The organism is Streptomyces sp. NPDC058240 (assembly GCF_042882135.1).
Lineage (GTDB): Bacteria > Actinomycetota > Actinomycetes > Streptomycetales > Streptomycetaceae > Streptomyces.
In genome coordinates this window covers 113794-131523 of the sequence record NZ_JBHVWT010000016.1, presented here as the reverse complement: position 1 = coordinate 131523, position 17730 = coordinate 113794, and the positions used below count along the sequence as shown (strand labels likewise).

The following is a 17730-nucleotide window of genomic DNA, read 5'->3' as shown; positions in this document are numbered from 1 at the left end:
ACGTGCTCCGTTCAAGGGGGTACGGCGCAGGGGGCCGTAGCCGCGGTGCCGCGTACCCAAAGTGAAGCAGAACCGTGCATGTTTCCCGCCAATTCCTGCACCGAAACCCGCCTTCCAATGTGACTTGCGCGACGAAGACCGGCCCGGCCTGCGTGGAACGGCTGGGGAGGCGTAGCCTTGATTTCCGCTGTCCATCACCTTGTGAAGCGGAAGAGGGCGGTTGCCGCCGTGTCGTCTCAGTCCCCCAGTAACTCGAGCATCTCGACCGACCAAGCCAGCCCGGGTTCGAACCCGGCTGCTGCTTTCGGGCCCAATGAGTGGCTCGTCGACGAGATCTACCAGCAGTACCTCCAGGATCCCAATTCGGTCGATCGCGCCTGGTGGGACTTCTTCGCCGACTACAAGCCGGGTACCTCCGGCACGGCGGACAAGCCCGTTCCCGGCGCCCCGGCCACAGGGGCTGCGGTGACCCCGGCCCCGGCCGCGCCCGCACAGGCCACCCCGGCGCAGGCCCCGGCTCCGGCCGCACCCGCCCCGGCTCCCGCGGCTCCGGCGCCCGCACAGGCCGCCCCCGCCGCCGCTGCTCCGGCAGCCCCGGCGCAGGCCGCCCCGGCTCCGGCCGCGCAGGCCGCCGCGCCCGCCCCGGCCAAGACCGCGGCAGCGCCGGCCACCGAGGCCGCGGCCGGCCCGGAGTACGTGACGCTGCGCGGCCCGTCGGCCGCCGTCGCGAAGAACATGAACGCCTCGCTGGAGCTGCCGACGGCCACGTCCGTCCGCGCCGTCCCGGTGAAGCTGCTCTTCGACAACCGCATCGTCATCAACAACCACCTCAAGCGCGCCCGGGGCGGGAAGATCTCCTTCACGCACCTCATCGGGTACGCGATGGTGCAGGCCCTCAAGGCCATGCCGGCGATGAACCACTCCTTCGCGCTGAAGGACGGCAAGCCGACCCTGGTCAAGCCGGAGCACGTCAACCTCGGTCTCGCCATCGACCTGGTGAAGCCGAACGGCGACCGCCAGCTGGTCGTCGCGGCCATCAAGAAGGCCGAGACGCTCAACTTCTTCGAGTTCTGGCAGGCCTACGAGGACATCGTCCGCCGCGCCCGCAACGGCAAGCTCGGCATGGACGACTTCACCGGGGTCACCGCCTCGCTGACCAACCCCGGCGGCATCGGCACCGTTCACTCGGTGCCCCGCCTGATGCCCGGACAGGGCCTCATCATGGGCGTCGGCGCGATGGACTACCCGGCCGAGTTCCAGGGCACCTCGCAGGACACCCTGAACAAGCTGGGCATCTCCAAGGTCATGACGCTGACCTCGACGTACGACCACCGGGTCATCCAGGGCGCCGCCTCCGGCGAGTTCCTGCGGATCGTCGCCCAGCTCCTGCTCGGCGAGAACGAGTTCTACGACGAGATCTTCAAGTCGCTGCGCATCCCGTACGAGCCGGTCCGCTGGCTCACGGACATCGACGCCTCGCACGACAACGACGTGACCAAGGCCGCGCGGGTCTTCGAGCTGATCCACTCCTACCGGGTCCGCGGCCACGTCATGGCCGACACCGACCCGCTGGAGTACCGCCAGCGCAAGCACCCCGACCTGGACATCACCGAGCACGGCCTCACTCTGTGGGACCTGGAGCGGGACTTCGCGGTCGGCGGTTTCGCCGGCAAGTCGATGATGAAGCTCCGCGACATCCTCGGTGTGCTGCGCGAGTCGTACTGCCGCACCACCGGCATCGAGTTCATGCACATCCAGGACCCGAAGCAGCGCAAGTGGCTCCAGGACCGGGTGGAACGCCCGCGCGCCCAGCAGCCCGAGCGCGAGGAGCAGCTGCGCATCCTGCGCCGGCTGAACGCCGCCGAGGCGTTCGAGACGTTCCTGCAGACCAAGTACGTCGGCCAGAAGCGGTTCTCGCTGGAGGGCGGCGAGTCCGTCATCCCGCTGCTCGACGCGGTCATCGACTCCGCCGCCGAGGCCCGCCTCGACGAGGTCGTCATCGGCATGGCCCACCGCGGCCGGCTGAACGTGCTGGCGAACATCGTCGGCAAGTCGTACGCGCAGATCTTCCGCGAGTTCGAGGGCAACCTCGACCCCCGGTCGATGCACGGCTCCGGCGACGTCAAGTACCACCTGGGCGCCGAGGGCACCTTCACCGGTCTGGACGGCGAGCAGATCAAGGTCTCGCTGGCCGCCAACCCCTCGCACCTGGAGGCGGTCGACCCGGTCCTGGAGGGCATCGCCCGCGCCAAGCAGGACATCATCAACAAGGGCGGCACGGACTTCACGGTCCTGCCCGTCGCCCTCCACGGCGACGCGGCCTTCGCGGGCCAGGGCGTCGTCGCCGAGACGCTCAACATGTCGCAGCTGCGCGGCTACCGCACCGGCGGCACCGTGCACGTGGTGATCAACAACCAGGTCGGCTTCACCGCCGCCCCGGAGTCCTCGCGCTCCTCGATGTACGCCACCGACGTGGCGCGCATGATCGAGGCGCCGATCATCCACGTCAACGGCGACGACCCCGAGGCCGTCGTCCGCGTCGCGCGGCTCGCCTTCGAGTTCCGGCAGGCGTTCAACAAGGACGTCGTGATCGACCTCATCTGCTACCGCCGCCGCGGTCACAACGAGGGCGACAACCCGGAGTTCACCAACCCGCAGATGTACACCCTGATCGACAAGAAGCGCTCGGTGCGCAAGCTCTACACCGAGTCCCTCATCGGTCGCGGCGACATCACGCTGGAAGAGGCGGAGCAGGCGCTCCAGGACTTCCAGGGCCAGCTGGAGAAGGTCTTCGCGGAGGTCCGCGAGGCCACCTCGCTGCCGGCCCCGGCGCACACCCCCGAGGTCCAGGCCGAGTTCCCGGTCGCCGTGACCACCGCGATCTCCCCGGAGGTCGTCAAGGTCATCGCGGAGTCCCAGGTCAACATCCCCGACCGGATCACCGTCCACCCCCGCCTGATGCCGCAGATGCAGCGCCGCGCGGCCTCGGTGGAGAACGGCACGATCGACTGGGGCATGGGCGAGACCCTGGCCATCGGTTCGCTGCTGATGGAGGGCACCCCGGTCCGGCTCGCCGGCCAGGACACCCGCCGCGGCACCTTCGGCCAGCGGCACGCGGTCCTCGTCGACCAGGTGACCGGCGAGGACCACACCCCGCTGCTCTACCTCTCCGACGAGCAGGCCCGTTACAACGTCTACGACTCGCTGCTCAGCGAGTACGCGGCGATGGGCTTCGAGTACGGCTACTCGCTGGCCCGTCCGGAGTCGCTGGTCGTCTGGGAGGCCCAGTTCGGTGACTTCGTCAACGGCGCGCAGACCGTCGTCGACGAGTTCATCTCCTCGGCCGAGCAGAAGTGGGGCCAGACCTCCGGCGTCACGCTGCTGCTGCCGCACGGCTACGAGGGCCAGGGCCCGGACCACTCGTCCGCCCGCCCGGAGCGCTTCCTCACGCTGTGCGCGCAGAACAACATGACGGTTGCCATGCCGACCCTGCCGTCGAACTACTTCCACCTCCTGCGGTGGCAGGTGCACAACCCGCACCACAAGCCGCTGATCGTCTTCACCCCGAAGTCGATGCTCCGCCTCAAGGCGGCCGCGTCGAAGGTGGAGGAGTTCACCACCGGCGGCTTCCGCCCGGTGATCGGCGACGACTCGGTGAACCCGGCCGACGTCCGCAAGGTCGTCTTCTGCGCCGGCAAGGTCTACTACGACCTGGAGGCCGAGCGCACGAAGCGCGGCGTCACGGACACCGCGATCATCCGTCTGGAGCGCCTGTACCCGCTGCCGGGTGCCGAGCTCCAGGCAGAGATCGCCAAGTACCCGAACGCCGAGAAGTACCTCTGGACCCAGGAGGAGCCGGCCAACCAGGGCGCCTGGCCGTTCATCGCCCTGAACCTGATCGACCACCTGGACCTGGCCGTCGGCGCCGACGTCCCGCACGGTGAGCGCCTGCGCCGCATCTCGCGTCCGCACAGCTCGTCCCCGGCGGTCGGCTCGGCCAAGCGCCACCAGGCCGAGCAGGCACAGCTGGTCGCCGAGGTCTTCGAGGCCTGACCGGTCGCCGTACACAACCCGAAGGGCCCGCCCCCGCGAGACGATCGCGGGGGCGGGCCCTTCGGCGCGGGCGGGGCGCCCCGCGTCAGATCATCTGTGGCTCGAAGTCCCAGTACGGACGGTTGCGGGAGCGGGCCGACACCGTGTGGACGTGCTGGGCGCCCAGCGTCGTGACCAGGTCGCCCAATGCCTCCCGCTCGACCTTCTCCGCACGCTCGCGGTCACGGATGCCGCGCAGGTCCGCGGCGTGTGCAATCCGGGCGGAGAGCGTCAGCGGATGGGTCCGGCCGAGGACCTCGGTGGCCCTGGCGATGATCGCGTCCGTCAGCGCGGCTGCGGATTCCGGGTCGCCCACCAGGTTGCGCAGCGCCGAGGCGTTCACCGCGCAGCCCAGGGTCCAGGGGTGGTGCTCGCCCACGGCTCGCGTCATGTCGGCGAGCGCCTCCTCCAACAGGGCGTGCGCGTGGTCGCGTTCACCCACGTTGCGGAGGATCAGAGCGTGGTTCGCCCGGGTTCCCGCCACGTACGGGTGTTCCTCACCGAGCATGTCCACATAGCCGTCGACCACCTTCTCGCTTATGGCCCTGGCCTGGTCGATGTCGGCGTGCTCACGGGCGAAGAAGCTCTGACTGGCCGCGAACATCATCGTCAGCGGGTCGTTCTCGCCGAGCACCCGCTCGCTTCGTTCGAGAACGCGGGTGAACAGGGTCGCGGCCTTGGCGCGCTCGCCCGCGCGGTACTGGCACAGCGCGAGATTGTGTTCGGCGCGCAGGGTCTGCGGGTTGTCGGGTCCCATGACCAGCCGGTGCACCCGGACGCTCTGGTTCTGGAGCGAGAGAGCGTCGCTGTAGCGGCCGAGGAGCCGTAGGTCGGTGGCGTAGTTGATCTCGGAGTAGAGCGTCCAGCCGTGCCGTGGCCGCAGCAGTTGACGGCGGGCCTCCAGAGTGCGGCGGTTGAGTTCGAGTGCTTCCTCGTACCGGCCCAGCAGACGCAGCGACGTACCCAGGTTGTTCTGTGCGTTGAGCGTGCGCGAGTCCTGGTCGCCCAGCAGTTCGCGGTACGACGCGAGGATCCAGCCGGACATCTCCAGCGCCTCGTCGTACCGGCCGAGGCCCCGCAGGTCTGCGGCGAGGCCGCCGGCGGCTCGGAGGTGTTCCAGGTCCTGTGCGCCGCGCTCGACGCGGAGGTGGTCGACGGCGGCGCGTTCGATGGCTTCGGTGCCGGCGTAGTCGCCGACGGCGCGCAGCAGATTCGCGTAGTTGTAGCTGAGGTCCCAGACCCTCGGGTGGTCCTCGCCGAGGAGTTCGCGCCAGGCCTTCATGGCGCGTTCGCCCAGCTTGATGCCGGCCCGGTACTCGCCGGAGAGATACATGTAGCGCAGGCAGTTGAGCACCAGGGTGTGCACGGCCGGGTCGGTGCTCTTGAGTACGTCGGCCCACTTCAGGTGCGGGGTGATCTCGGCGTAGGCGGGCCACAGCCGGGTGTCGGTGGGGCGGCCGGGGTCGGCGCCGGCGAGGGCCCTGCGGACCACGTCGATGAACTCGTGGCGGTCGCGTTCCGGCATGTCCTTGCGGACGATCTGGTGGACCATGCGGTGCATGTAGAGCGATTCGCCGGACGAGGCCTCCTCGACGGCCGTCTCGTGGGACTCCAGGCGGACCACGGAGTACTGGCGGAGCTGGCCGATCGCCCTGTTCCACAGCAGCGGGTCGTTCATCAGGCCGGAGAGCTGTTCCGGCAGTTCGCCGGGAGGCATTTCCCTCAGCAGCCGCACGGGGATGGAGCCGGGGCCGAAGAAGCTGCACAGGCGCAGCAGGTCGACGGACTCCGGGACGGTTTCCTTGAGCTTGTTCAGCAGTATCGACCAGGCGGTCTGGAAGGCGAGCGGGAAGTCGGCGGAGACCTTGACGACGTCCTGGTCGATGCCGCCTTCGAGGAGTTCGATGTACTCCTCGACGGACATGTCGGAGTCGTTGAGCCAGCCCGCCGTCTGGTCGAGGAGGAGCGGGAGGTCTTCGAGGGCCTCGGCCAGCTGGTCGGCGTCGTCCGGGGTCAGTCGCGGTGCCCGGCGGCGGATGAAGGCGACGGACTCGTCGCGTTCGTAGACCGGGACCTCGACGAGGTTGCTGTTGTGCTCGCTCCACTCCGGGTTGCGGGAGGTGATCAGCACATGGCCGGGGCCGGTCGGTACCAGGTCCCAGATGTGTTCGGGCTCGTCCGCGCCGTCCAGGACCAGGAGCCAGTGGGAGTGCGGTTCGCCGCGGCGCAGCGCGTCCCGGACGGCCCGCAGCCGCTCCCCGTACTCGGCGCCCGTGGACAGGCCCAGTTCGGGGGCGAGTTCGGCGAGCTTCTGGCGGTAGAGGGCGCGGCGGTCGGCGGGCACCCACCACACGACGTCGTACTCGGAACCGAACCGGTAGACGTACTCCGCCGCCAGCTGGGTCTTGCCCACCCCGGACATGCCGTGCAGGGCCACGACCCCGGCGCCGGGCCCGGCGTCCTGGAGGGCCTGGTACGCCTTGCTGAGCAGCTCCTCGCGGCCGGTGAACCGGGTGTTGCGGCGCGGCACCCCGCCCCACACCTCGGGGGTGTCGGCCGGATAGCGGGGCGCCTGCCTGGCCTCGACGGGCTCGGGCAGCGGGTCGGTGGGCAGGCCCAGGCGCACCAGGAGCCGTCGCTCGGCCTCGTCGGCGCCGACGTTGGTCAGGTCGGCCGCACCGAGGGCCGCGGTGGCGCCGGGCAGCACGGACGTGGTGACGCAGACGGCGGTGAAGCGGTCGGGGTCGGGGGCGACGACCTCGCGCAGTGCCCTGTTCCACTCGTCGTGGCTGCGGGGGCCGAGCTGGAAGTACCAGTCGCTGAGGATCACCAGGACGCGGCCCCGGGAGAGCGTCAGATCGCGCAGGGACTCCTCCAGCGGAATCTCCACCGGGGGGTCCCAGCGCTGCTGGACGACCGTCACCCCGCGCCGCTCCAGACGGTCCCCGATCCACGTCGCCCAGGCCCGGTTGAAACCGGCGAAACTGATGGTGACGGTTTGCGCCCCGGTTGCTCCAACTTGCCTACGCGTTCCGGGCATTCAACCGTCTCCCTGCCTCGATTCGAGCCTTGTCAACATACACCGGAGCATGGTCGTTCCGGCGGACAATCCCGGGGTCTCTCACGGCCTGTGCGGACCGTTCCTCTGCTGCCATATCACCTTGGCGGTGGCCACGTACGCCTCCGCGCGCGCGAGGTGCCCCGTAGGAGGCGGGCAATCGTCCAGACGGTGGTAGAGCGTGATCATCTCGTTGACCAGTACCCGGCCTTCGCGGGTCAGCGCCGCCGATCCGGCCAGCACGGGCAGGACCGCTCCGACCTGTTCGCGGCAGCGGGCGTGCTCGGCCCAGGCCAGGTCGCGGTGGGTGACGCGCCGCGCGGAGAGCGCGAACCGCTGCCAGTAGTCGGCGAGCGCGATGTGCGAGTAGGCGCCCTGGAGGAGGCCGTCGAAGGGGCGGGGGTCGGAACGCCACGGTGCGAAGTGACGTGGCTCCGGGTCCTCGTGGTGCAGCGGTACGAGGGCGCCGAGCGCGGCCAGTTTGGTGTGCTGGAGTTCGTGGACGAGGGTGGAGGCGAAGTAGGCGGGGGTGGCCGGTTTGCTGCTGAGGACGGCGCCGAACGCCTCGCGCCTGGTGCCGCTGCAGTGTGCCGCGCTCTCGCCCATGGGCCCGGAGCCGGGCGGCGGGCCGAGCGGCACCAGGCAGCGCAGCAGGACCGCCGCTTCGGTGAGGCGGTGTTCGCCGCCGACGCGGAGCAGGGGCGCCACTCCGGTCCAGGAATCGGCCCACGCCTTGCGTTCGTGGTCGTCGATGTGGGTGGCGGCGCTCAGTCCGTGCGGCTGGAGTCCAGTGCCGTCGGTGCGGTACGGGTCGACGTCGTCCAGGGGTACGGGGCCGCTGCCGGACTGCACGGCGGGCAGGGCGAGCACCGGCAGCCAGCGCGGGTCGGCCGATCCGGTCGTGCCGTCCGGCTGCGTGTGTGCCGACAGGGGTTCACCCGCTTCCTGGCGCATCGACAGGTCGCCGTCGGAGAAGGTGATGTCGACTGCCTCGGACGCTGTGCGCAGCGCACCCAGGGTGGGCAGGGACAGGAGCCCGTCGTGTGCGGTGAGCCGGGTCGTGAACGGGATTCCGGCACGGATCGCGGCCGCGGCGGCCAGGGCGCTCAGGTGGTCGAGGTCGGCGCGGAGTTCGGGTCCGGGTCCGGCGAGGGGACCGGAGCCGGAGAGGCCGCGCAGGCAGCGCTGCGCCCAGGGGCCGGCGAGGGGGTGGAGCAGGACGGTGCGTACGGCGGTCCGGTCGGCGCGCTCGGCCGTCTCCAGCAGCGCCCAGTCCTGGCGCAGGCGGTCGAGCGACCGGGGCGGGCAGACGGCCGCGGGGGCCGCCTCGGCCGCGTCGAGCAGGGCCCTCAGCAGGAGGAGCCGGCGGATGTCCTGATCGCGTACGAGGACCTGAAGGGTGTCGGAGTCGCCCTCGGTGCGGCCGAGTTGGCGCAGCATGTGGTCCGGGAGTGGGGGGATCATCGGCGTTCTCCTGCGGTTGCGTCGGACAGCCGGGCGGCGACATGGCGTACCAGCCGTTCGAGATCTGCGCAGTAGACGGACGGGTTGGCGAAGCCGTTCTCTGCGCGGTAGCGGTGTGCGTAGTGGCCGCCCCCGCAGACGGTCAGCAGCGGGCAGGCGCGGCAGGCTGCGGCGAGTGCGTCGGCGCCTGCCCGGCGGGCGGCGACGCCGGGGTGGCGCAGGGCGTCGTCGAAGGTGTGGCGGAAGACGTCGAGCCCGGTGGCGGCGGCCGTGTCGTAGGCGGACTTGAGGGAGTCGACCTGTTCGATCGCCCCGTCCGTCTCGATCACGATCGCGTCGACCGGGTCGAGGCCGAGGGATTCGGTGGCGCCGGGCAGCCCCAGCAGCAGGGCGATGCACTCCTCGAAGAGCCGGACCCGGGTCTCCCGCCGTCCGGTGCGCCACCAGCGGTCGAAGACGGTGGTGAGCCAGTCGCCGTACGGGGTCGGGCGGCCGGGTCCGGCGAGCGGCAGGCCCGGTGGAGGGGTCGTCCAGTTGCCGTGCGGCAGCAGCAGGTCCAGGGCCGGGGGGTGCAGTTCGAGCAGCGACTCGTACATCTCGATCGGGTCGGTGTCCGGGTCGACGACGGTGAGGATGCCCGCGTACGCGTCGGGGTGCCGGTCGGCGAGGAGCCGGGCGCCGCGCGAGGCGGCGGGCCAGGAGGGGCGTCCGGCGTGGTCGGTGCGCCGACTGTTGTGGGCGGGCCGGCCGCCGTCGAGGCTGATGCCGATGCGTATGCCGTGCCGGGCGAGGGTGGCGACGCGGGCCTCGGTGAGGAGGGTGGCGTTGGTCTGGACGGTGGTGTGGACGGTGCAGTCGCCGGGCGTCAGGCCGCGTACCCGGTCGGCGAAGGCGGCCAGCCGGTCGGCGCCCGCGAGGAGGGGTTCGCCGCCGTGCAGGACCAGCGCCACGTCCCGCAGTCCGTGGGTCGCCGCGTGTTCGGCGATGCGGTGCGCGGTGCGGTCGAGGACGGCGGGTGCGGCGGCGGCCGGACGGTCGCGCCAGGTGTGGTCGGGGCCCTCGTAGAGGTAGCAGTAGCGGCAGGCGAGATTGCACCGGCCGTGCACCTTGACGATGAACTGCCCGAAGGGGAACGGAAGTCGGCCGCCCTCAGCACACGGGCGCGGTTTCGGCGTCGCCTGTCGAGACACTCCCGCACCCCCGCGCCGTTCACATCCGCCGGTACGGCCCCCGTCGCCGTCCCGAGGCGAGTATCCCTGGCCTGCCACAGGGGCAAACCCGTCCCTCACCACGATGTCCTGTTCAACCGGGCCCCGGACCGAAATCGTGCGGCCTCAGAAGGCGTTGGTGAAACCCCACAGCATCTCCCGCGGCTGTTCGGCCCGCCCACGCAGATCCGCGACCACCTCGGCGAGCACCGGATGGTCCAGCGTCCGCAGCGACTCCAGATCGAGTCCCAGCAGATCCGGCAGCGCGCCCGGCCCGCCGGACGCGCTGCCGTCGGGTATGCCCTGGTGTGCCGTCTCGCTCATCGTTCCTCCCCGTAACACCGCATCGTGCTCGCGGTGGTGTGCTCGCCCTTGAGCGCACCCCGTCGAGCCCGCGTCCCTGACCCGTGCACCGGTGCGGATCCCGCCCGCACCGGCCGCCCCTGTACGGATGCCCCGCACGACCGGGCCTACGCCTCGTGAAGCATGCCGTCCACCGGCGCCGGTCGTGCGCCGGTCGTACGACGGCGGCACACCCGCGCACCGGCAGCACCGTTCCGCCGGGTGCTCTCCTTCGAGCGGCTCAGCGTTCCAGTTCCGCCAGCCGCTCGGCGGTCGCCTCACCCGCCGCGCCGCCGCCGTCCGGCAGTTTGCGCCATTCCCGGTGGGCCGCCCGGTACGCCTCGCGTGCGGCCCGGGGGCGTCCCGCCCTCTCGTACGTCATACCCCGCCAGTGGTTGGCTGTAGCACTCAACTCGACTGCCTGTCCGAACTGTTGCGGACTGTCCAGCTCCGCCTCCGCCGTGCCGGCCGCCTCGGCCGCGCCCCGGAACGCCTCGGCCGCCTCGTCCAGCCGGGCCGGACGGTCCAGCACCCGGGAGGCGTCGAGGTGGGACCGGCCCAGCTCCAGCCAGCAGCGCGCCTCGGTCAGCGGGTCGGCCGCCTCCTGGGCGGCGAGGCCGAAGAGATGCTCGGCCTCCCTGAGATCGACCCGGTCCTCGGTGGCCCGGTGCCGCAGCATCAGTGCCCGGCCCAGCATCAGCAGCCGCTCGGCCTGGCGCGCGCTCCCCGCAGCCGTCTCCGTACGGCAGTCGCGCAGCACCCGGATCGCGGCGCCGATGTGCGGGCGCCCGTCCGGCAGCCGGGCCCGGCGCAGCAGGGTGCCGCCCCATTCGGCGAGCAGGTCGGCGTGGGCCCGCGAGTCGCGCGGGACGCCCCGGGCGGCGCGGGCGAACCAGTCGGCGGCTTCGACGAGTTCGTCCGGTTCACCGGTGTGCTCGTACCGCGCGACACCGACCCGGCCCGCCCTGATCTGGAGCGAGGCGCGCAGCCGCTGTTCGCGTACGGTCGCCAGGGCCTGCTGGATCAGGGTCGCGGCCTCGTCCGGTTCGGCGCCGGAGACGAGCAGGGCGTCCACCAGGTCCAGCAGGATGCGCACCTCGGTGCCCATGGTGTGCCGGCCGCCGCCCTGCTCGAACGCGGTGCGCAGGGAGCGTGCCGCCTGGCCCGCGTACACCCGGGACTGTTCGGTGTCTACGGTGGCCCCGGCCAGCTTCAGCAGGGTCCGTCCGTGTGCCAGGGGCAGGGTGGTGGGGCGGTTCTCCTGGTCGGGCCAGACATCGGCGAACGCCTCCAGCATGCCGCACGCGGCCTGGAGCAGGGCGGTGTCGCCGTCGAGCCGCCACTGTGCCTCCAGGGCCCGGACCCGTTCCAGCGTCAGCCGGAGGGCCTCGGCGGGTTCCAGTCCGGGGGCGGCACAGGCGGCCGTGTACTCGCGGTCGGCGCGGCGCAGCAGCTCCAGCGCGCCGCGCCGGTCGCCGCGCCGCCGCCGGTCGTCGGCCGCGGCGTGCAACACCTTGGCCAGTACCGCCCGTTCGCGCACGGCGGCGGGGTGTGCGGCGGCCCGTTCGGCGGCGTACTCGGCCTCGCGGAGCAGTTCGGCGTCGCCCTGGACCTCCCACAGCCGCAGCACGCAGCGGGAGTACTCCGCCCACAGTCCGGGGTCGGCGCCCGGCCGCTCCTCGCGTTCGGTGGCGCCGCGCAGCAGCTGCACGGCGTCGATCAGGTACTGCACCATGCTGTCCGATTCGAACTGCCGCAGGAGTGCGCGGGCGCTCTCCACTGCTGCGTTCGGGGTCCGGTCGGGGCCGCGGTGGCCGCCCCGTCCGGTCTGCATCACGAACTGCTCGGGCAGTGGCATGAAACGCTCCAGTACGCGGACCGCGACCTCGGCGAAGGGATGCGGGACGCGCGATCCGCCGCCTGCGTCGCCCTCCCCGTTCTCGCCACCCTCCTCGATCTCCTCGTCGGGTGCGCCGTTCTGCATGGGGTCCGTGCCGCGGGCGGCCGACGGGGCCGCGTACCTGCCTTCGCCGAGCTGGGCGAAGGCCAGGGCCGGGAAGTTCGGCCCGCCCTTGCCGAACCGCTGCTCGATGTACTGCGAACAGTGCTTGAGCACGAGCAGCGCCTCGTCGCGGCCCAGCGGCCCGAGCAGCGCCTCCCGGACGCCGGGCACGAATTCGTACCACTGGCCGTCGTACGCGCCGCCGCCCTCGCTCCTGCTCCGTGACAGCAGACCGCTCAGCAGCACCTCGGCGAGTTCGGAAGGGCCCGAGTGGGGCAGCATCGTGCGCTGCACCAGCTGCATCACCGGCAGGTGCAGCGGGGCCGCCGCGAGGTAGACGGCCAGCTGCCCGGCGGTCGGTGAGGCCGCCGCACGGAAGCGGCTGACCAGCTGGAGCGAGGAGAGTCCGCCGCCCGGCCGCTGCGCGGCCGCCGCCGGATGATCGGCCCGCACCCAGCCGACCGCGCCGGAGATCTGTCCCGAGCCGGTGCCGGAGAGCAGTCTCGCCCAGGCCGCCAGCGCCCCTTCGACCGGCGGGAGCACGGGTACGGCGAGGGCCCCCGGGTGCACGGCGGGACCCGTGCCCGGCTGCTCCACGACCTTGAGCACGGCGGCTCCGCCGGGTCCGTCGCCCCGGGACAGCGAACCGTGGGTGACCGGCAGTCTGGTCCGGTTCCACATCCGCTGCGGCAGCGGCTGGAGCACGGCGGCCGGGGCCTGTGCGGCCAGCTGGTGCAGCAGCCGGTGGGCCCGTCCGCTGTGCCAGAGCGGACCGGCGCAGTCGCTGACCAGGACGGTGACGCGGCGGCCGGTCGGGTCGCTGAGCCGGTCCGCGGAGTGCAGGGGCGCCGCGGCCGGGTCGGGACTGCGGCTCACCGCGGCCGCGCCGTCGGGCCCCTGGTGCAGATAGCGCACCTGGACGTCCCGGAAGGCACCCAACTGGCCGAATATTTGCTGGAGTTCACCGAACATGCGGTCCCACACCAGCATCGAGGACGAGGCGTCCATGACGCACTGCAGGACCGCCTCGCGCCGGGACACACCGCGGAACACCGGCAGGATCAACCCGCCTGCCCTGGCGCTGAGTTCGGCGGTCGCCGTCTCGTCGAGGGTGCTGCGCAGCGGTGGCGAGGCGGGGTGGTAGCGCTGCAACGGTCTCAGTGCCCGCTGGAGTTCGAGGGGTGCGGGAAGTGCCGGGGCGGCGGGCACGCCGAAGGTGAGGGCGGCCGTCCGGCCCTCCCGGGCGGCACCCGGGCCCGCCCCCGACGGGCCGCCGGTACGGGCGTGGCCCGAGGGGCCGTTGCGGGGTACGGGGTAGAGAGTGATCCGGTCCGCGTCCCCGGGGTCCGCGCGCGGCGGAGGTTCCTCGCGCGGCGCGGAGCGCGCGGGTCCCACGGCGTCGGGCCCGGGGTCGGCGGGCCGCCCGTCCGCCCGCTCCGGGGGAAGGAGGAGGAGCGGAGCACTCCCCCGCACCTCGTCGTCCTCCGGCGGTGCGTCCGGGTGGCGGGCCCAGCGGGCCAGCCAGAGCGCGTCGCGGAGCTGCTCGACGTCGGGGTCGAGCCCGGCCTCGCGCAGCCGTGCCACGAACGCGGGGTAGAGCCCCGCGTCGTCGGCGCCACGCGCGTCGGGGGAGCCCTCGGGTCCGGCGCCCGCCATCAGCACATCACCTCGGCCGGTCGAGTCGCTGGATGAGCAGGTCGGCGAGGCGGTCGCGGCCGGCCGGGGCGGCGGCGTCGGTGAGGTAGATCGCGTTCAACAACTGGTCCGTGGCGAGGAGTTCGCTGCGGGACCGCTCCAGGAAGTGGGCGATGAGATCGTCCCCGGAGCGCGCCGCCTCGTCGCCGAGGTGGGCACGTACGAAGGTCGCGAGACGCTGGTGGTCGGGGCGTCCGAGCTCCAGATGGATGCAGCGGCGCATCAGGGGCGCCGGGAAGTCCCGTTCGCCGTTGCTGGTGAGGACCACGAACGGGAAGGACGTGCACTGCACCCGGCCGCCCCGCACCTTCACCTTGTTGCCGTCGTCGTCGAGGACCTCGGCCTCGCCGTCGGGCAGCCGGTCGGCGATCCGTTCCAGTTCGGGAATGCCGAACTCGCCCTCCTCCAGCACGTTGAGCAGGTCGTTCGGCAGATCGATGTCGCTCTTGTCGAGCTCGTCGATGAGCAGGACCCGGGGCCGGTCCGAGGGAAGGAGCGCGGTACCGAGCGGCCCGAGCCGGATGTAGCTGCCCACGCCGTCGGCGGCCTCGGCACCGCCCGTGCCGGCTGCCGCGCCGTGTGCGGCGATCTGCACGTCCTGGAGCCGGGCGATCGCGTCGTAGTGGTAGAGGCCGTCCAGCAGCGTCGTCCGGCTCACGATCGGCCAGCGCAGGACCCGCCCCAGCCCCAGCTCATGGGCGACGGAGTGGGCCAGGGTGCTCTTCCCGGCGCCGGGGGTGCCGGTGACCAGCAGCGGGCGCCGCAGATAGAGCGCGGCGTTGATCATTTCGAGCTCTTCGGCGCCCGGCCGGTGGAGTTCGGCGATGTGCCGGTGGCCGCCGAGGCGGCGGTCGGCGGAACCGTCCCCGTCCGACTCGTCGGGGGCCGGGGTGCCGCGGCTCGCGAAGTCGCGCCAGGGCGGCGGCGGCGGCAACTGCTCGATGCCTTCGTGCGGTTCGCCGGCCCCTCGGTAGATGAGCCACTCGCTGGGTTCACTCATAACGTGTTCCTCGTCATCACTCTTCCGCCAGGGGCAGCAGTCGAACGTGGTTCACCGTAGCCATCCGGTCCACACCCCGTAAGGGGATTCACGGCGCCTGCAACAACGGTCCGGGCGGCGGCGGTTGCGGATTGCCGTAGATCAGGGCAATGCCGTCCGACCAGAACATGTCGGTACGGCCCTCGCGCACCCCTCTTCTCAGCTCATGGATCTTCTGCGGGAGCCGGTCGGCCACGCCCGCCCCGTCGACCGTGTCGACGACACGGAGGTGGAACTCCGTGCAGGACGCGGCCCGTTCGGTCCTCGGGCGCCGCCACAGGACCACGCCGAACCCGCCGTCGAGCACCCGCCCGAACCCCGCGACGCTCTGGGCGTCGGTCCGTCCGCCGTACCGGCAGAGCACCGGGACGGTCTCGTACGCCAGTCCGCGCAGCTCCGCCATCATGGGCACGGGTACCCGCATACCGTCGTCGCAGTCGACGACGGCGGCCCGCATCGGGCCGGTGTGGATGCGCTTCCAGCGCGCTTCGCGCTCCGGGAGGGCGTCCTCGGACGGGGCGGAACGCTCGTCCGAGCAGCGGATGACGACCGGCCGCTGGACTCCGAGCGGCCTGCTGTCCCCGGGCAGCTGCCACTTCTCGATCTCCAGGTCGAGCAGCGCCGGTTCCACCACGACCTGGAGGATCGCGGGGTTGTCGGGTTCGTCGCACATCCGGAACGCCTTCCCGAGGGAGGCGGCGAGCCTGGCCGGCAGTTCGTCGGCCCTGGTGCCCTGGTAGTTCTCCGTCACGGGCAGGTCGTCGGCGGACAGGCGGGCGACGACCCGCCAGTCGTAGTGGTCCGGCTGCCAGGCGCGGGGCTCCAGGTACAGCACGACGGACGACGGGGAGCGCGGTGGCCGGACCGGCTCGTCGGCCGGTTCGGGGGTTCGCAGGTGCTCGGCGCCCCGGTCGTACCGGCCCTGGTACCGGAGCCGGGCCATCTCACGGCGGAACGGCCGCCGGAGCCGGTCCTCGGCGGTCTCCTTCACCCAGTCCCACAGGGCGTCCTCGGCGAGTTTGGTGGACGGCACCACGTACGGGCGTTCGGCGGCGATGGCGCTCATGCAGTAGCGCAGGATCCGCTCCAGCGCCTCGTCGCCCTCGCGCGCGTCGTAGAGGACGCCCAGCCCGTCGCGCCAGCCGCGGGGGGCCGGGACGCCGACGGTCCGGTACCCGTGGCCCAGGCCGCCGAGGATGTCGAGAAGGCTGCGGGTACTGACCGGTGGAGGGAGCTTGGCGAGCCGCCCCAGCAGGTCGACGCGTTGCTGCGGGGTGAGCGCCGGGCCCGCCACGGAGCCCAGGTCCCGCTGGACGTCCGCCCAGGTCTCCTCGTCGTCGACGGGGTTGTTGTGGCGGTCGGCGTGGTAGCGGTCGTGGGCGTGGAACACGGCCTGGTACGGGTCGTCGGACTCGGCCGTCGCCGCCCGCTCCGGCACGGGCAGCGTGCGCAGCCGCTCCACGCCGATCGCCGTACCGCCGTTCGTATCGGTGGCGCGCGACTTGAGTACGCCGACGACCTCGCCCCGGACCAGGTCCACGACGGGTCCGCCGGACATGCCCGCGTACAGCTGGCTCGCCTCGATCAGGACCTGTTCGTCGCCGTCGGCCCAGTCGTCGACGGTGCCCACCACCCGGCACTCCCGGCCGAGCCGCTTGAGCGTGCCCGCGCCGCCGTCCGCCCAGCCCGCGAAGTAGTACGCGCCGCGGTTCATGCCCGTGGAACGCTCGCTGAGGTACACACAGGGGTGTTCGACGGGGCGCAGCAGCTGGATGAGGGCGAGGTCGGGGGCCGGCCAGCCGCCCGTGCCGGGCCGTTCCTCGGGCAGGGCCGCCCTGACCGTGCCCCCGACCCGGACGGCGTCGCCGCCGCGGGCGGTCTTGTACACCACGTTCACCTGACGCCCCCTCCCCTCCATCGCGACATGCGCGCACGTGAGGACCCAGTTCGGGGCGATGAAGAAGCCGCTCCCCAGGAAGTCGCCGTCGGATCCTTCAGGGGCATACCCGGGCTCCGGACGATGGATGCGCACCGTCGCGTCCTTCACGAGGCTCATCAGCGCGGATTCCGCGTCGTTCGGCCCCTGCCACGCGCCCCCGCCCGGCGGGTGCGTCACGATCCGCTTCCGTCGTCCGGCCCGGTGCCGCTCGCGTGCGCCGATGCGCCGGCGGGTGCCCCGGCGGAAGGAGCGGGAGGAGCGGGAGAAGCAGAAAGAGCGGGAGAGGCGGAGGGGGCGGCCGGCTGCTGCCCCGGCGCCTGCGCGGGCACCTGTGCCGGCGGCGGTGGGTCGAGGGGCGGCCCGCCGCCGCTCCACGTCAGCGTGACCTTGATGGACCCCTTGGCCTCGCCGTCCGCGAGGAGTCCGACGACCTTGCCGGACTTCGCGGTGAGTTCGATGCCGAATTCGACGCTGACCTCGTCGGGCCGCACGGCCCGCAGCGGCTCGGCGAGCGAACGCGCGACGCTGGTCACGACCCCCTGCAGGCTCTCGACCCGGGCCTGCACCCGATCGGCGATGTTCCCGGCGCCGATGTCCGTGAACGACGGGCCCGAGCCGGGTTGCGCCAGCTCCTCCTCGGCACCGGAGATCCGCGCCCAGACCTCCGTGCCGTCGGGCATCTCAATGCGCGTAATACGGGCGTCACTGTCACCCATGAAACCCCCCGTTCCCCAACTACCCGCAGGTTAACGGCAGTACGCGCCCGATGCGAGGTACATGGACCAGGACGCGGGGGTGGTGCGGGCCGGTTCTCGGCGGGCTCGCGCGGCTGCCGGGAACCGCGGCCCGGGGTCCCGCTCCCGGCCTTCGCGGGGCTGTCACCAGGCATTA

The 17730-nt window shown here is 72.2% G+C and carries 9 protein-coding genes; 1 reads left to right on the top strand and 8 read right to left on the bottom strand.

Annotated elements, in window-relative coordinates; all coding sequences use genetic code 11:
• Positions 1 to 228: 228 nt before the first annotated feature.
• Positions 229 to 4053: a multifunctional oxoglutarate decarboxylase/oxoglutarate dehydrogenase thiamine pyrophosphate-binding subunit/dihydrolipoyllysine-residue succinyltransferase subunit gene (locus ACFVX4_RS24375; protein ID WP_389980775.1), complete on the top strand. Its 3825-nt coding sequence runs from the start codon at positions 229 to 231 to the stop codon at positions 4051 to 4053.
• 85 nt (positions 4054 to 4138) lie between these two features.
• Here the strand turns inward: ACFVX4_RS24375 and fxsT are convergent, their stop codons facing one another.
• From fxsT to ACFVX4_RS24335, 8 genes are all read right to left on the bottom strand, one after another.
• Positions 4139 to 7132, bottom strand: a complete 2994-nt coding sequence (fxsT, locus tag ACFVX4_RS24370; RefSeq protein WP_389980773.1) for an FxSxx-COOH system tetratricopeptide repeat protein — start codon at positions 7130 to 7132, stop codon at positions 4139 to 4141.
• Positions 7133 to 7213: 81 nt separating this feature from the next.
• Positions 7214 to 8614 (bottom strand): aKG-HExxH-type peptide beta-hydroxylase, encoded by a 1401-nt coding sequence (locus ACFVX4_RS24365; protein ID WP_389980771.1) that lies wholly within the window; start codon positions 8612 to 8614, stop codon positions 7214 to 7216.
• On the bottom strand, positions 8611 to 9804 hold the full coding sequence (locus ACFVX4_RS24360; protein ID WP_389980769.1) for an FxsB family cyclophane-forming radical SAM/SPASM peptide maturase: 1194 nt from the start codon (positions 9802 to 9804) through the stop codon (positions 8611 to 8613). Before ACFVX4_RS24360 ends, ACFVX4_RS24365 begins: the two co-directional genes overlap by 4 nt.
• Positions 9805 to 9948: 144 nt before the next feature.
• Positions 9949 to 10146 carry an FxSxx-COOH cyclophane-containing RiPP peptide gene (gene fxsA / locus ACFVX4_RS24355; protein WP_266414400.1) on the bottom strand — a complete coding sequence of 66 codons (198 nt, stop codon included), beginning with the start codon at positions 10144 to 10146 and terminating at the stop codon, positions 9949 to 9951.
• 259 nt (positions 10147 to 10405) lie between these two features.
• Positions 10406 to 13822 (bottom strand): SAV_2336 N-terminal domain-related protein, encoded by a 3417-nt coding sequence (locus tag ACFVX4_RS24350; protein WP_389980767.1) that lies wholly within the window; start codon positions 13820 to 13822, stop codon positions 10406 to 10408.
• A gap of 7 nt (positions 13823 to 13829) precedes the next feature.
• On the bottom strand, positions 13830 to 14861 hold the full coding sequence (locus ACFVX4_RS24345) for an AAA family ATPase (protein WP_389980765.1): 1032 nt from the start codon (positions 14859 to 14861) through the stop codon (positions 13830 to 13832).
• An 88-nt stretch (positions 14862 to 14949) separates the two neighbouring features.
• Positions 14950 to 17016: a trypsin-like peptidase domain-containing protein gene (locus ACFVX4_RS24340; RefSeq protein ID WP_389980763.1), complete on the bottom strand. Its 2067-nt coding sequence runs from the start codon at positions 17014 to 17016 to the stop codon at positions 14950 to 14952.
• Positions 17013 to 17555: a CU044_2847 family protein gene (locus ACFVX4_RS24335; protein WP_389980761.1), complete on the bottom strand. Its 543-nt coding sequence runs from the start codon at positions 17553 to 17555 to the stop codon at positions 17013 to 17015. The genes ACFVX4_RS24340 and ACFVX4_RS24335 overlap by 4 nt, the downstream gene beginning before the upstream one ends.
• Positions 17556 to 17730 lie beyond the last annotated feature (175 nt).

Excerpts from the sequence above, each read along its gene's own strand:
- fxsT (WP_389980773.1), bottom strand. The coding sequence starts at position 7,132 with ATGCCCGGAACGCGTAGGCAAGTTGGAGCAACCGGGGCGCAAACCGTC.
- ACFVX4_RS24365 (WP_389980771.1), bottom strand. The coding sequence starts at position 8,614 with ATGATCCCCCCACTCCCGGACCACATGCTGCGCCAACTCGGCCGCACC.
- fxsA (WP_266414400.1), bottom strand. The coding sequence starts at position 10,146 with ATGAGCGAGACGGCACACCAGGGCATACCCGACGGCAGCGCGTCCGGC.
- ACFVX4_RS24350 (WP_389980767.1), bottom strand. The coding sequence starts at position 13,822 with ATGGCGGGCGCCGGACCCGAGGGCTCCCCCGACGCGCGTGGCGCCGAC.
- ACFVX4_RS24345 (WP_389980765.1), bottom strand. The coding sequence starts at position 14,861 with ATGAGTGAACCCAGCGAGTGGCTCATCTACCGAGGGGCCGGCGAACCG.
- ACFVX4_RS24335 (WP_389980761.1), bottom strand. The coding sequence starts at position 17,555 with ATGGGTGACAGTGACGCCCGTATTACGCGCATTGAGATGCCCGACGGC.